We start from the raw sequence: 13,022 nt of genomic DNA on the forward strand, positions 1-13,022 counted from the left end.
CTGTTGGGGGAGGCATAATGAAACTCTGTCCCGTGATTTTATGCGGGGGCACCGGCACCCGGCTCTGGCCGCTTTCTCGCCGTCTGTATCCCAAGCAGTTCATGGATCTGGGCGGCCATACGCTGTTCGGCGACACTCTGAAGCGGCTCGGCGGCCTGCCTGAACTGACGCCGCCTTTGGTGATCTGCAACAAGGAACAGCGTTTTCTGGCCGCCGCCCAGATGCAGGAGCAGGGTCTGGACCCCACGGGCCGCGTGCTGTTGGAGCCCGAGGGCCGCAATACGGCCCCGGCTATTGCCGTGGCGGCCCTGTCCGCGTTGGCTTCCCTGAATGCGGCGGGCGGAGCGGCCCCTGACGGGGAAGACATGCTTCTGCTGGTGCTGCCCTCGGACCACGTCATCGGCGACGCCGGGGTGTTTGCCCGCGCTGTGGCCCGGGCCGCCGCCTGCGCGGCGGAAGGGCGGCTGGTGACCTTCGGCATTGAGCCCGGCGGCCCGGAAACCGGTTACGGCTACATCCAGCGCGGGGACGCGCTGGCGGCGGGCTTCGCGGTGCGGCGTTTTGTGGAAAAACCCCGCCGCGACGCGGCCGAGGCCATGCTGGCTGACGGCGGTTATTACTGGAACAGCGGCATGTTTCTGTTCCGGGCCTCGGCCTTTCTGGGCGAACTGGGGCGTTACGCTCCGGCCATGCTGGAAGGCGCTTCCGCCGCCTGGCGCGAGCGGAGCGAGGAGCGGGATTTCGTTTGGCTGGGCAAGGATTTTGCCGCCTGCCCGGCGGATTCCATCGACTACGCGGTAATGGAGAAAACGCCGCTGGCGGCCGTGGTGCCGCTGGACGCGGGCTGGAGCGATCTCGGCTCATGGAATTCCGTATACGAGGCGGCGGCCAAGGATGCCGACGCCAACGTGCGGGTGGGCGACGTGCTGGCTGAAGACGTGTCGGGCAGCTATCTGTATTCCAGCAGTCGTCTGGTGGCGGCCCTGGGCGTCAGGGATCTGGTGGTGGTGGAAACCGGCGACGCCGTGCTGGTGACGCGCAAGGAATGCTCGCAGGATGTCAAAAGCCTGGTGGCCCGGCTTACCCAACACAGCCGCCCGGAAAAGGACACCCATCTGCGCGTGTTCCGACCCTGGGGCTGGTATGAAACCCTGGCCCTGGGCGAGCGCTTTCAGGTCAAGCGGATCATGGTCAAGAGCGGCGCGTCGCTGTCTCTGCAACTGCACCACCACCGGGCCGAGCACTGGGTGGTGGTCAGCGGCGTGGGGCAGATCACCGTGGGGGATGAGCTTGTGGAACTGCATGCGGATCAGTCCACGTACATCCCCATCGGGGCCAGGCACCGTCTGGCCAATGCCGGGCCGCAGCCTCTGGAGATCATTGAGATTCAGAGCGGTTCCTATCTGGGTGAAGACGATATTGTCCGCTTTGAGGATAATTACGGCCGCTGCCAGGCTTAGCCCTCATTAAAACACCCGCTGCAAAGTCGCCTTTTTCCGCCCGGCCGGACTGAACCGGCCGGGCGATTCTCCTCCCCGCATTTCCCTTTCTCCTCCTTCAGCCTTCGAGGCAGGATCAGGCAATTTTTTGCGAAAATTGTGTCTTTAAGCCTGCCCATCCGGCGGATATGCTGATTCCAACGGATGTAACTCCGGCAACGGGAGGAAAGTATGAAAAAACTGTTTGTGTTCCGCGCCGTCTGTTGCGCGCTGGCGCTGACCATCACGCTTACGGAGGCGCGTTCCATGGACGAAACCCAGACTCTGAACGCCCGGCAACGGGGCATTGTGACCATCGCGGCCTTTACCGCCAACGGCGATTTGGAAAAGCTGAAGCCCGCCCTGCACGACGGTCTGGAAGCCGGTCTGACCGTCAATGAGATCAAGGAAGTCCTTGTGCAATTGTACGCCTACACGGGCTTTCCGCGCAGTCTCAACGGCATCGGCGTTTTCATGGCCGTCTTGGACGAGCGCAAGGCACGGGGCATCCGGGACGAGGAAGGCCGGGAACCGAGCCCGCTGCCCGCGAACCTGGACCGGGACGCCTACGGGGCCAGGGTCAGGGCCGAGCTGGCCGGGTGGAAAAGCATTCCCGCGCCTTCCGGCTATCAGCTCTTTACGCCCGCCATTGACGCCTTTCTCAAGCAACATCTGTTCGCGGACATTTTTGCCCGCGACAATCTGGACCATCAGAGCCGGGAACTGGCGACCATCGCGGCCCTGGCCGCCATGCCGGGCCTTGGCGCGCAGCTGCGCTTCCATCTCGGCGCGGCCATGAATACCGGGCTCAGCCCGGCGCAGCTGCGGGACTTCATCGCCGTGCTTGACGCCGGAGTCGGCAAGAAAGAGGCCGTCGAGGCGGGCAAGGTGCTGGACGCGGTACTGGCCGCGCGCTCCGGCCAGGCCCGGTAGCGGCCAAATCCGAGAGCAACCAGAGGGCAGACGCTCTCTCGGGAGGACATCATGAACGAATTTTCACGACGCGATTTTCTGAAAAACGGGACGCTGACCGCGGGAGCGTTGGCCATGGGCCTTTCCCTGAAGGGCGGCCCGGCTCTGGCCGCGCCTCCGGCCAAGGCCAAGGTTTTTTTCACCAGGGATCTGAGCGCCGAGGGCCTGCTGAACATCTACGCCAAGGTCAATGAAGGTATGACCGGCAAGGTCGCCCTCAAACTGCACACCGGCGAACCCAACGGGCCGAACATTCTGCCCCGCCCCTGGGTGCAACGGCTCCAGGCTTCCATTCCCGACAGCACCATTGTGGAGTGCAACGTACTTTACGAAAGCCCGCGCCAGACCACGGAAGGGCACCGGGAAACCCTGAAGGCCAACGGCTGGACCTTCTGCGCCGTGGACATTATGGACGCCGAGGGCGACGTCAGCCTGCCCGTGCCCGGCGGCAGACGGCTCAAGGAAGTGGCCGTGGGCAAGCATCTGCTCAACTATGATTCCCTGCTGGCGCTCACCCATTTCAAGGGGCACGTCATGGGCGGCTTCGGCGGTTCGCTGAAAAACATCGCCATCGGCTGCGCCTCCGGCAAGGTGGGCAAGGCGCAATTGCACCGCGAGGGCAACCAACTCTGGTCCGGCGGACCAAACTTCATGGAACGCATGGTGGAGGGCGGCAAGGCCGTCACAAGCCATTTCGGCCCGCACATCGCCTACATCAACGTGCTGCGCAACATGTCCGTGAGCTGCGACTGCGAAGGCGTCAACGCCGCGCCGGTCACGCTGCCCGACCTGGGCATCCTGGCCTCCACGGACATCCTGGCCGTGGACACGGCTTCCGTGGACATGATCTACGCCCTGCCAAAAGACGTGCGGCGCGATATGGTGGAGCGCATCGAATCCCGCAGCGGCCTGCGTCAGCTTTCCTATATGAAGGAAATGGGCATGGGCAGCGACCGGTATGAACTGATCACAATCTGAGCGGTGAAATTGTTTTCGGCGGGACGGCTCCCCCGAGCGGTTTAGAGCAGTTTAACTTTAAAAGTTGGCTTGCTCTGGGACCGGGAGCCGCTCCACGGCGGCATACAGGGAAGAACAGTCATGAAAAGGCGGTGGCGGCGCATGCTGGCGGGACTGGTGTTCGGCATTCTGCTTCTGGTTCTCGGCGGCTACGCCTATATGCAGTCGCCGCCGTTCGGAGCCCGGTCCCAGGGCGAACGCCTGGAGCGTATGCAGCGTTCGCCCCAGTATCGGGACGGCGTTTTTCACAATCTGGAGCCCGTGCCCCGGGACGGGGCCCAGGGCGGCATGGCCCTGGCCCTGATCAAATATGCCCTGCGCCGCAAGGTGAACCCCGCGCCGCCCGCGCCCCTGCCCACATGCAAAACCGACCTGCGCGCCCTGGACCGCAACACGGATGTGGTTGTCTGGCTGGGACATTCCTCGTATTTCGTGCAACTGGGCGGCCACCGTCTGCTTATCGACCCGGTGTTCAGCGAGAACGCCGCGCCCCTGCCGCGCGGCAACCCGGCCTTTGCGGGCAGTAACATCTATTCGGCGGCGGATATGCCGGACATCGACGCGTTGCTCATTTCCCACGACCATTGGGATCATCTGGACTATCCCACGGCAACGGCACTGCGGGGCAAGGTGCGTCGCGTGGTCTGCGGGCCGGGCGTGGGCGCGTCTTTCGTGCGCTGGGGCTATGCGGAGGCGACCGTCACGGAACTGGACTGGAATGAATCCGTCGCGCTGGGCGGCGGCTTGAATGTGCATGCCCAGACCGCGCGCCACTATTCCAGCCGTGGCTTTGCCCGCGACAGCACGCTCTGGCTGGGTTTTGCCCTGACCACGCCCCAACGGCGGCTCTTTTTCAGCGGCGACAGCGGTTACGGCAGGCACTTCGAGGCCATCGGCAAGGCCTTCGGCGGTTTTGACCTGGTCATGCTGGACAGCGGCCAGTACGACGCCGACTGGCCGTATATTCACATGACGCCCGAAGAGGCGGCCCGTGCGGCCCGTGACCTGCAAGCCGAAACCCTGCTGCCCGCCCATGTGGGCAAGTTTTCCATTGCCTTTCATTCCTGGGATGATCCGTTCCGGCGTTCCGTGGCGGCGGCCGAAGGGCAGCCGTACAGCCTGCTCACGCCCAAAGTCGGCGAAGTCGTCATACTGCCCGCGCCGGGTGCGCCGTGGCCGGTTTTTCCCCGCTGGTGGGAAGAACTGCCGGGGTGAAAAAAAGGCGGCGAGTTGCAAAAGGGCGGCATCCATCGTGCGGATGCCGCCCTTTTGCGGATTTTTGCATTGCGCGCGGGCGCGCTATGCCTGCCCTTGCGCCTGCTCCCGCGCTTGCGGCACCGGTTCCGGATTGTCGTTGAAGTCGCCTTCCAGGCGCGACACCACCAGCGCGCCGAGGCTGTCGCCCAGCACGTTCATGGGCGTGCGGGCCATGTCGAGAACGCGGTCGATGCCCGCGATCAGGGCCACGCCTTCCAGGGGCATGCCCATCTGCACGAAAACGATGCTCATCATGATCAGGCCCGCGCCGGGAACGCCCATGGTGCCCACGGCGGCGAGAATGGACATCAGAATGACGGTCAGTTGCGCGTCCAGCGGCAGCGAGATGCCGTAGAATTCCGCCACAAAAATCGTGTTGATGCCCATGTACAGGGCGGTGCCGTTCATGTTGATGGTGTTGCCCAGCGGGATGCCGAAGCTGACCACGGTGCGCGATGCGCCCAGCGCCTCGGTGCAGCGCATGTTCGAAGGCAGGGCGGCCGCGCTGGAGCAGGTGGTGAAGCCGATCATGAAGGGCTCCAGCATGCCCTTGACGAAGCGCATCACCGGAATCTTGACCACGAACTTGACCAGCGGCAGGAACATGAAACAGTACAGAATGGCGCAACCGGCGTACATCAGCAGAATGACCTTGCCCAGGGGCAACAGCACGGCAAGGCCGTGCTTGGTCACGGTGTAGGCCATGAGGCCGAAGACGCCGATGGGCGCATAGTGCATCACAAAGCCCGTTACCTTGATCATGACTTCGCCGCAGGAGTCGAAGAAACGGTGCAGATGCCGTCCGCTCTCACCCAGGGAACTGATGCCGAAGCCGAAAATAATGGCGAAGATGATGATCTGGAGCATATTGCCCCTGGACATGGCTTCCACCGGGTTGATCGGGATCAGGTTCATCAGCGTGTCGTTGAGGGCCGGCGGGGTCACCGGCTTGACGTGCAGATTGTCGGTGGAGAGGTTCACGCCCGCGCCCGGCTGCACGATGTTGGCCAGCAGCAGGCCCACGGCCACGGACACCGCCGTGGTGATCAGGTAGTAAAGCAGGGTCTTGGTGGCCACGCGCCCCAATTTGGTGGTGTCGCTGATGCCCGCCGCGCCCGCCACCAGGGTGGCGAAGACCAGCGGAACCACCACCATGCGGATCAGGCGGATGAAAATGTCGCCGAGAAATTTGAAGACGGCGCTGCCCAGCGCCCAGTCCTGCGCGACCACGCCCACAAGCACGCCCGCAACCATGCCGATGCCCATCTGCATGGGCAAACCCATTTTGATCTTTGCCATACCATTCCCCATCAGTGATATTTCCAGGCAACAGCCGCGCCCATGACGTTCTTGTCCGCCGGTGATGGCGACAGGCGCGGTCGGGCTGGATTGCGGAACTCCCGGAGGCCGGGCGGCCGTATTCAGGCCGGTTCAGGGAGATAATGGTATTTCGCGACCGGGTCAATCAACGGGGCGGGATTTGCGGCTGTTCACAGCAGCGGCATAAAAATTATTGCCTTTCAGTAAAAAAATCTTTGACTTTGCAGCCAAGGGAAGTGCTGATTAATGAAGATTTTTGTTCTCTGCCAAGGAAGGCGAACTGCGGGCGGAGGGAGTATATCCAAACATATTCGACCTTCGCACGGGGCGAGCCTGACGCGGGCAGAGGGCAAAAAGACCATTAATCAGTGCTTCCCAAGATGCTTGGCGATTGTTTGCAGCGTATATAACCGGCATTCCACTCTGTGCTCATTCCGTGTGCGCGGGACCGTTTTATCTGACAATCCTGACAGCGCGACCAGGGCGCGTATCGTTATCTTTCTGTCAGCCATAATATTTTTGACGTTGCTCGTTATCATGCGACAGCCTTTTTATCGTAGAGTATAACCGTTTTTCTATAACGAGCTTCGCTCAAGAGAAAAAGAATCTCAATCAGCCAGTCTAGTTCTTGTCTTCTTGACTACCGCAGGAAGTTGTGATTTTTTATCACAAGGTGATTCGTACCCACCTCCACGAGCGGCTACCATCCCGACAGTATGGCTTTTTTGCGCCCTTTGTGGCGCTGTGGCTGTCTATGGCCGTAAACCCTCGCGAGGTGCCTTATGTCCCATCATTTCCCGAGCGCTGCTCCGCAGCCGCAGTCGTCAACGCCCCCTTCTCAAAGTCATTCCGAACTGACGGAACGGATCGCAAGATTCCGGGGCGCCGCCCAGGACCTGTTGGCCATCTATGAACCGGCAGGGCAGGGCAGTAGGCCCAATCCGCGTCCCAGTCCGGATTCGGACGGCGAAACCCGCTGCTATCACCTTTCTGCGGGAGCGGTGCAGCATGAGCGCAAACTTTTGAAACACTACGGCGCGGAAGATTTTTGCGATCTGCTGGCGGAAACCTATATGCTCCTGGTGGGCGTGGTCAAAATAATGAAAAGTACGCACCATGACGTGCGCGTGAAAGGCTATGTCATTGCCAGCCTGGGCTGCCTCCTTGAGCAGGCGTCCAACCTGGTGTTGCGGATGCGGAACGTCTACGACAGGATGGAAAGGGTCAGCCGGTAAGCAGCCCTGATCTTGTTCGGTTTCACCATTTCTTCACGTAAAAAAGCCCTCGCGATTTGCAATCGCGAGGGCTTGAACGTCTAAGTTGTTCTTTCAGTCCGCCAAAGCGGCCAGCACGGTGTTCGGCGCTTTTTCAATGATCCGGAGATGCGCCCGGACGGCCGGTCCCGGCCTGCGTTTGCCCTGTTCCCAATTTCTGAGGGCGTTGATGGAAAGCCGAACTGTGCGGCAAGCATGGCCTGCGCGGGGCCCGGATCATGCCTGATCGCCTTTACAGCAACGTATTCCAGCGGGCGGATCGGGTAATGTTATGCACCTTGTCGGTCGACTTGTCCGCCGTTCCGTCCATATATTCCACTGCTTCACGCGGTCTTTCCAAGATGCGTTTTTCATTCTTGACAAGAGTAAGTCAATGAATTACATATAGTGCATGGAAAACACTCTCATGACAGTAACTGAAACCCCGGCGTTTACGCATGAAGCGAAATCGCTGCTGAGCGAAGACGAGCGGAACGATCTGATACTGTTTCTGGCCGAGAATCCGGAGGCGGGAGATATTATCGAACAGACAGGGGGCGTAAGAAAGGTGCGCTGGGCGCGCCAAGGGGGTGTCAAAAGCAGTGGCTATCGCGTCATTTATTACTACTATACGCAGGCGATACCGCTTTTTGCGTTGCTGATATACCCCAAAAACCGCAAAGACTCCCTCACATGGGGGAGAAGAACGGCTTGAAGAAATTTGTGGGAGAAATCCTGAAAGCCTATGGAGTACGTAAGCCATGAGTGAATTTGGCAAGAAGCTCTTGGAGAGCATGGAGCAGGCGGTCGAAATCGCCCAAGGTGACATGCCCAAGTCAGACTACGCTGAGCACATTGTTCAGGTGGCGCGCGCGCCTGAGCGTGTGGACGTGAAGGCTATCCGCAAGAGCATGGGAATGACACAGGCCGGGTTTGCCGCGAGTTTCGGCCTGTCTCTGTATACCCTGCGCGGATGGGAACAGGGCAAGCGAAAGCCTGACCCCGCCGCGCGCGCTTATCTGCGTGTTATCGAAAAGGCGCCTGATACCGTGCGTGCCGCGTTGGCAGACTGAAAAAGGTTTTGAAATCCTACTATCGCGTCAAGCGACTGTGCCCAATAAAAAACAGGTTACGTTTTTTGAACGTAACCTGTTGATTTTATGGAGCGGGAAACGGGATTTGAACCCGCAACCTTCAGCTTGGGAAGCTGACACTCTACCGTTGAGTTATTCCCGCAGAAAGGGCGGTGGAGCGGGAGACGGGATTTGAACCCGCGACTTCAACCTTGGCAAGGTTGCACTCTACCACTGAGTTACTCCCGCATATACGAAACGGCGAGGCGTGAAAATACTCTGGAGGCGGCATCCAGATTTGAACTGGAGATGGAGGTTTTGCAGACCTCTGCCTTACCACTTGGCTATGCCGCCGATAAAAAAATTGGAGCGGGAGACGGGATTTGAACCCGCGACTTCAACCTTGGCAAGGTTGCACTCTACCACTGAGTTACTCCCGCTCAGCGAAAAAATCTTTTACGCGTTCCTTTCCCGGCTGTCAAGCGCCGGGCTGAAACTTTTTTCCCAATCGCTCTTTTGTGCCGGAAAAACGCCGGAATACGGACTGTTGAAATCATCCCCGGCCCGCATCCCGGCGCGGCGTTCAATCCTTGAGGCGGTTGTCCACAATGCGCTGGGCCTTGCCTTCGGAACGCTGGATGGAGTGCGGCTCCATCAGGCGCACCTTGGCCGTGACGCCCAGAAATTCCTTGATATTCTTCTGCAAACGGCCTTCCAGCATCTGGAGCTTGCGGATTTCGTCGGCAAAGAGCGAATCGCTCACTTCCACGCGCACTTCCAGCGTGTCCAGATTATTGGAGCGGTCCACAATGATCTGGTAGTTGGGCGTGAGGCCCTCGCTCTCCATGAGAATGCCTTCGATCTGCTGCGGGAAGACGTTGACCCCGCGGATGATCAGCATGTCGTCGCTGCGGCCGCGCAGGCGCGAAATGCGCACATGGGTGCGCCCGCAACGACAGGGCGTGTAATCCAGGCTGGTCAGGTCGCGGGTGCGGTAACGCAGCAGGGGGATGCCTTCCTTGGTCAGGGTGGTCAGCACCAGTTCGCCCACTTCGCCGGGCGGCAACTGCTCGCCGCTGATCGGGTCGATGATTTCGGGCAGGATGTGGTCCTCCCAGAGGTGCATGCCGCATTTGGCGTCCACGCACTCCATGGCCACGCCCGGTCCCATGATTTCGGAAAGGCCGTAGATGTTCAGAGCGTCGATGCCCATTTTCTGTTCCATGTCCCGGCGCATGGCTTCGGTCCAGGGTTCGGCCCCGAACACGCCGATGCGCAGCGGCAGGTCGCGGAAGTCGATGCCCGCCTCCTGTCCGGCCTCCCAGAGGTGCAGGGCGTAGGAGGGCGTGCAGCAGAGCACCGTGGCCGCGAAGTCGCGCAGCAGAAAGGCCTGCCGCCGCGTGGCTCCGCCCGAGGCGGGCACCACCGTGGCTCCCAGGTATTCCGCGCCGCCGTGCGCGCCCAAGCCGCCGGTGAACAGGCCGTAGCCGTAGGCCACGTGCACGATGTCCGTGCGGTTCACCCCGGCCGCCGAAAGGCTGCGCGCGGCCAGTTCGGCCCAGTTTTCCAGGTCGCGGGCCGTGTAGCCCACCACCACCGCCTTGCCCGTGGTGCCGCTGGAAGCGTGCAGGCGCACGATGTTTTCTCTGGGCACGGCGAACAGGCCGTAGGGATAGTGATTGCGCATATCCTGCTTTTCGGTGAAGGGCAGGAGCCGCAGGTCCGCCAGGGTTTTGATGTCCGCGGGGGTGATCCCGATCTCGTCGAAGCGTTTGCGGTAAAAGGGCACATTGGCGTACACGCGGTTGCAGAGATCGCGCAGGCGGCGCAGTTGCAGCGCTTCCAGGTCCTCGCGGGGCAGGGTTTCCTGTTTGATATTGAAGAGCACGGGCCACTCCTTATTATATGGCGGAACTAGAGCAGATTAACTTTGAAATTTTACAAATTTCAAAGTCGGCATTCTGACGAAAAACGTGGTTATCGCTGCTGTCGATCCCCGTATGGCTCCGTTGTCGCCAACGGAGACAGCCTTTCGGGCTGCCTTCGGCCGCTTCGTCAGAATCCGCGCCGCACCGTGTGCGGCGTTAGAGCAATTTCAAAGTTGAAATGCCCTGGGACAGAAAAACAGGGAAACGCACGCGGAGCGCGGCGTCACTCCGGTATGCCGCAATGTGGGGGCCGGGTCAACCGGCCCGGCGCACGGCTTTGCCTTCCGGCGGCTATCCATTGAAACTCCGCGGTGCCGCCGCCTTGGCCACCACGCCATTGCTCTCAGTCCGGCTTTGGGATATGTGCTTGACATGGAACAGATTCCTTCTACCGAAAATACCGAGGCCCAGGCCGCGCGCCCGGGCCGCAAGCGTTATGCGGACGTTCCCCTGGCCGAAAAGCTGGCTGTCATCACGGCCTGGCTTGAAGAACACAAGGCGGAACGCATCGTCAGTCTCAATCTCACCGAGCAGGGCGGCTTTGCCGACGCCCTGCTGGTGCTCACCGCAGGGTCCATGCGCCATGCCCAGAGCCTGGCCGACGGGGTGGCCGCTCTCTGCCACGAACGCAATTACGAATATCTGCGCGTCGAGGGCTATGAGGCCGGACAGTGGATCCTTGTGGATCTGAACGACATCGTCATCAACATTTTTCTGGAGCCCGTGCGGGAGCTGTACCGTCTGGAGGCCCTCTGGGGCCAGTCTCCGGCCCGCGCGGCGGCCGGGCCCGGCGGGGAGGCCTCGGCATGACCCCCACCCTGCTGCTGATTCTTGACGGCTGGGGCCTGGCCGCGCCCACTCCCGGCAATGCGCCGTATCTCGCGCCCACTCCCAATCTGGACAACCTCAACGCTCGTTGCCCGCATGCGCAACTGACGGCCTCGGGCCGGGCCGTGGGCCTGCCTGAAGGCTACATGGGCAATTCCGAGGTGGGCCACTTGAACATCGGGGCCGGGCGCGTGGTCTACCAGGACATGACGCGTATCGACGTGGCCCTGGAGGACGGCTCCTTTGCCGCCAACCCGGTGCTCAATGGGCTGCTGGAAACGGTCAAAAAGAGCGGCGGCAGGCTGCATCTGGCGGGCCTGCTCTCGGACGGCGGCGTGCACAGCCATATCCGGCATCTGGAAGCCATCTGCGATATGGCCGCCCGTGCGGGCGTGCCCGTGCGGGTGCACTGCATCATGGACGGCCGCGACACGGACCCCAAAAGCGGCGTGGGCTTTGCGCGCGCGCTGGAGGAGCATCTCAAGGACCAGCCTTTGGCGCGCATTGCCGGTCTGGTGGGGCGTTTCTACGCCATGGACCGCGACAAGCGCTGGGACCGGGTCAAGGCCGCCTGGGATCTGCTGGTCCACGGGCAGAGCGCGGAGGGCCGCGTGGCCCCGGACGCGGTGAAGGCCCTTGAGGTTTCCTATGCCGAGGGCATCACCGACGAGTTCGTCAAGCCCGTGCGCTGCGCAAGCGGTCCCCTTCCGGGTGGGGCCGAGGAGCCCGTAGGCATGGCCGACGGGGACGCGCTCTTTTTTTTCAATTTCCGGGCCGACCGCATGCGGGAGTTGACCCAGGCCTTTATCGAGCCGGATTTCAAGGGCTTTGAGCGCGGCACGCTGCCCAAACTGGCGGGCATCGGGTCCATGACCTCCTATGAGGCGCATTTCGGCATTCCCGTGGCCTTTCCCAAGGAAGCCGTGACCATGGGCCTGGGCGAGGTGGTTTCGCGGGCCGGTCTGCGCCAGCTCCGCCTGGCGGAAACGGAAAAATACGCCCATGTGACCTACTTCTTCAACGGGGGCGTGGAAGAGCCCTTCCCCGGCGAAGACCGCATTCTGGTGCCGTCGCCGCGCGACGTGCCCACCTATGACCTCAAACCGGCCATGAGCGCCCGCCAGGTCACCGACAAGTTTGTGGAAGCCTGGGACAAGGGCATTTACGACCTGGTGGTCTGTAATCTGGCCAACGGCGACATGGTGGGCCATACCGGCGTGCTCAAGGCGGCGGTGGAGGCCTGTGCCGTGGTGGACGAATGCGTGGGGCGCATGCTCAAAGCCGTGGAGGCGCGCAGCGGCCGCATGCTGATCATCGCGGACCACGGCAATTGCGAGGTCATGCTGACCCCCGAGGGGCAACCGCACACGGCGCACACTACCAATCCCGTGCCCTGCATTCTGTTGGAGCCGGGCGGCGCCGTCACAGCTCTGGCCGACGGCAAGCTGGCCGATGTGGCCCCGACCCTGCTCGGGCTCTGGGGCATGGAGCCCTCAGCGCCCATGACCGGCCGGAATCTGGCCGCCAAAGAGGTGCGGCATGGCTGACAAGAAAAACCGTCCCCTGACGCCCGTGCCGCCGGACGGCATGGAAATCCTCTTCTTCTACCAGTGCCCGCAATGCGGCAAGCACATCCCTCTGGTCAGCCCCACGGAACCTCGGATGATCTCCTGCGATGCTTGCGGCCTTGCCTTCCCCATCATCCCGGTGGACGAGCACGGCCTGCATTATGTGCGGATCATGCTGGCCGGGGGCAAGGCGGCGGCGGACCCGGACTTTTTATAGCTTTATGTATGTTGCCGTGCCAGCAGCCGGTCCTTCGGGGCCGGTTTTTTCTTTGTCTTGGGGCGAAGCCGCGAGGCGGTAAAAATTTTTTTACAAAAAGCCTTGCCTTCC

The 13,022-nt window shown here is 61.6% G+C and carries 13 protein-coding genes and 4 tRNA genes; 10 read left to right on the forward strand and 7 right to left on the reverse strand.

The features are described 5' to 3' along the window. Positions 1–17: 17 nt before the first annotated feature. From AXF13_RS02165 to AXF13_RS02180, 4 genes are all read left to right on the forward strand, one after another. The gene (locus AXF13_RS02165; protein ID WP_062251485.1) at positions 18–1,460 is read left to right on the forward strand and encodes a mannose-1-phosphate guanylyltransferase/mannose-6-phosphate isomerase; all 1,443 of its coding nucleotides are present in this window, start codon (positions 18–20) and stop codon (positions 1,458–1,460) included. 210 nt (positions 1,461–1,670) lie between these two features. Next, positions 1,671–2,411 carry a carboxymuconolactone decarboxylase family protein gene (locus AXF13_RS02170; RefSeq protein ID WP_062251486.1) on the forward strand — a complete coding sequence of 247 codons (741 nt, stop codon included), beginning with the start codon at positions 1,671–1,673 and terminating at the stop codon, positions 2,409–2,411. Between the two features lie 51 nt (positions 2,412–2,462). Beyond that, positions 2,463–3,428 (forward strand): DUF362 domain-containing protein, encoded by a 966-nt coding sequence (locus AXF13_RS02175; RefSeq protein WP_062251487.1) that lies wholly within the window; start codon positions 2,463–2,465, stop codon positions 3,426–3,428. Between the two features lie 120 nt (positions 3,429–3,548). Continuing rightward, complete coding sequence (locus AXF13_RS02180) at positions 3,549–4,682, forward strand: MBL fold metallo-hydrolase (RefSeq protein WP_223299957.1); 1,134 nt, start codon at positions 3,549–3,551, stop codon at positions 4,680–4,682. An 84-nt stretch (positions 4,683–4,766) separates the two neighbouring features. On the opposite strand, the gene AXF13_RS02185 is transcribed toward AXF13_RS02180, so the two are convergent. After that, complete coding sequence (locus AXF13_RS02185; RefSeq protein ID WP_009303635.1) at positions 4,767–6,023, reverse strand: dicarboxylate/amino acid:cation symporter; 1,257 nt, start codon at positions 6,021–6,023, stop codon at positions 4,767–4,769. 386 nt (positions 6,024–6,409) lie between these two features. Then, complete coding sequence (locus tag AXF13_RS17420; RefSeq protein WP_083521921.1) at positions 6,410–6,583, reverse strand: helix-turn-helix domain-containing protein; 174 nt, start codon at positions 6,581–6,583, stop codon at positions 6,410–6,412. Between the two features lie 243 nt (positions 6,584–6,826). On the opposite strand from AXF13_RS17420, the gene AXF13_RS16990 reads away from it, so the two are divergent. From AXF13_RS16990 to AXF13_RS02200, 3 genes are all read left to right on the forward strand, one after another. After that, positions 6,827–7,279: an ATPase gene (locus tag AXF13_RS16990; RefSeq protein WP_190276370.1), complete on the forward strand. Its 453-nt coding sequence runs from the start codon at positions 6,827–6,829 to the stop codon at positions 7,277–7,279. Positions 7,280–7,724: 445 nt separating this feature from the next. Then, complete coding sequence (locus AXF13_RS02195) at positions 7,725–8,012, forward strand: type II toxin-antitoxin system RelE/ParE family toxin (RefSeq protein WP_223299958.1); 288 nt, start codon at positions 7,725–7,727, stop codon at positions 8,010–8,012. A 46-nt stretch (positions 8,013–8,058) separates the two neighbouring features. Beyond that, on the forward strand, positions 8,059–8,370 hold the full coding sequence (locus AXF13_RS02200) for a helix-turn-helix domain-containing protein (protein WP_062251488.1): 312 nt from the start codon (positions 8,059–8,061) through the stop codon (positions 8,368–8,370). An 88-nt stretch (positions 8,371–8,458) separates the two neighbouring features. Here AXF13_RS02200 and AXF13_RS02205 read toward each other — a convergent pair. From AXF13_RS02205 to AXF13_RS02225, 5 genes are all read right to left on the reverse strand, one after another. Then, positions 8,459–8,533: transfer RNA gene (locus tag AXF13_RS02205), tRNA-Gly, on the reverse strand. 11 nt (positions 8,534–8,544) lie between these two features. Further along, a tRNA-Gly gene (locus AXF13_RS02210) sits at positions 8,545–8,619 on the reverse strand. A 31-nt stretch (positions 8,620–8,650) separates the two neighbouring features. Then, positions 8,651–8,724, reverse strand: a tRNA-Cys gene (locus AXF13_RS02215). Between the two features lie 11 nt (positions 8,725–8,735). Further along, positions 8,736–8,810, reverse strand: a tRNA-Gly gene (locus AXF13_RS02220). Between the two features lie 143 nt (positions 8,811–8,953). Further along, on the reverse strand, positions 8,954–10,258 hold the full coding sequence (locus AXF13_RS02225; protein WP_062251489.1) for a phenylacetate--CoA ligase family protein: 1,305 nt from the start codon (positions 10,256–10,258) through the stop codon (positions 8,954–8,956). A gap of 412 nt (positions 10,259–10,670) precedes the next feature. On the opposite strand from AXF13_RS02225, the gene rsfS reads away from it, so the two are divergent. From rsfS to AXF13_RS02240, 3 genes are read left to right on the forward strand one after another with little or no spacing between them, the layout of a single operon-like run. Further along, positions 10,671–11,108, forward strand: coding sequence for a ribosome silencing factor (rsfS, locus tag AXF13_RS02230; protein ID WP_062251490.1), 438 nt, complete (start codon positions 10,671–10,673; stop codon positions 11,106–11,108). Beyond that, positions 11,105–12,673, forward strand: coding sequence for a 2,3-bisphosphoglycerate-independent phosphoglycerate mutase (gene gpmI / locus AXF13_RS02235; RefSeq protein WP_062251491.1), 1,569 nt, complete (start codon positions 11,105–11,107; stop codon positions 12,671–12,673). Before rsfS ends, gpmI begins: the two co-directional genes overlap by 4 nt. Then, on the forward strand, positions 12,666–12,911 hold the full coding sequence (locus AXF13_RS02240) for a hypothetical protein (protein WP_008685473.1): 246 nt from the start codon (positions 12,666–12,668) through the stop codon (positions 12,909–12,911). The genes gpmI and AXF13_RS02240 overlap by 8 nt, the downstream gene beginning before the upstream one ends. Positions 12,912–13,022 lie beyond the last annotated feature (111 nt).

The sequence above is a fragment of the Desulfovibrio fairfieldensis genome (assembly GCF_001553605.1).
In the GTDB taxonomy this organism is placed as follows: domain Bacteria; phylum Desulfobacterota; class Desulfovibrionia; order Desulfovibrionales; family Desulfovibrionaceae; genus Desulfovibrio; species Desulfovibrio fairfieldensis.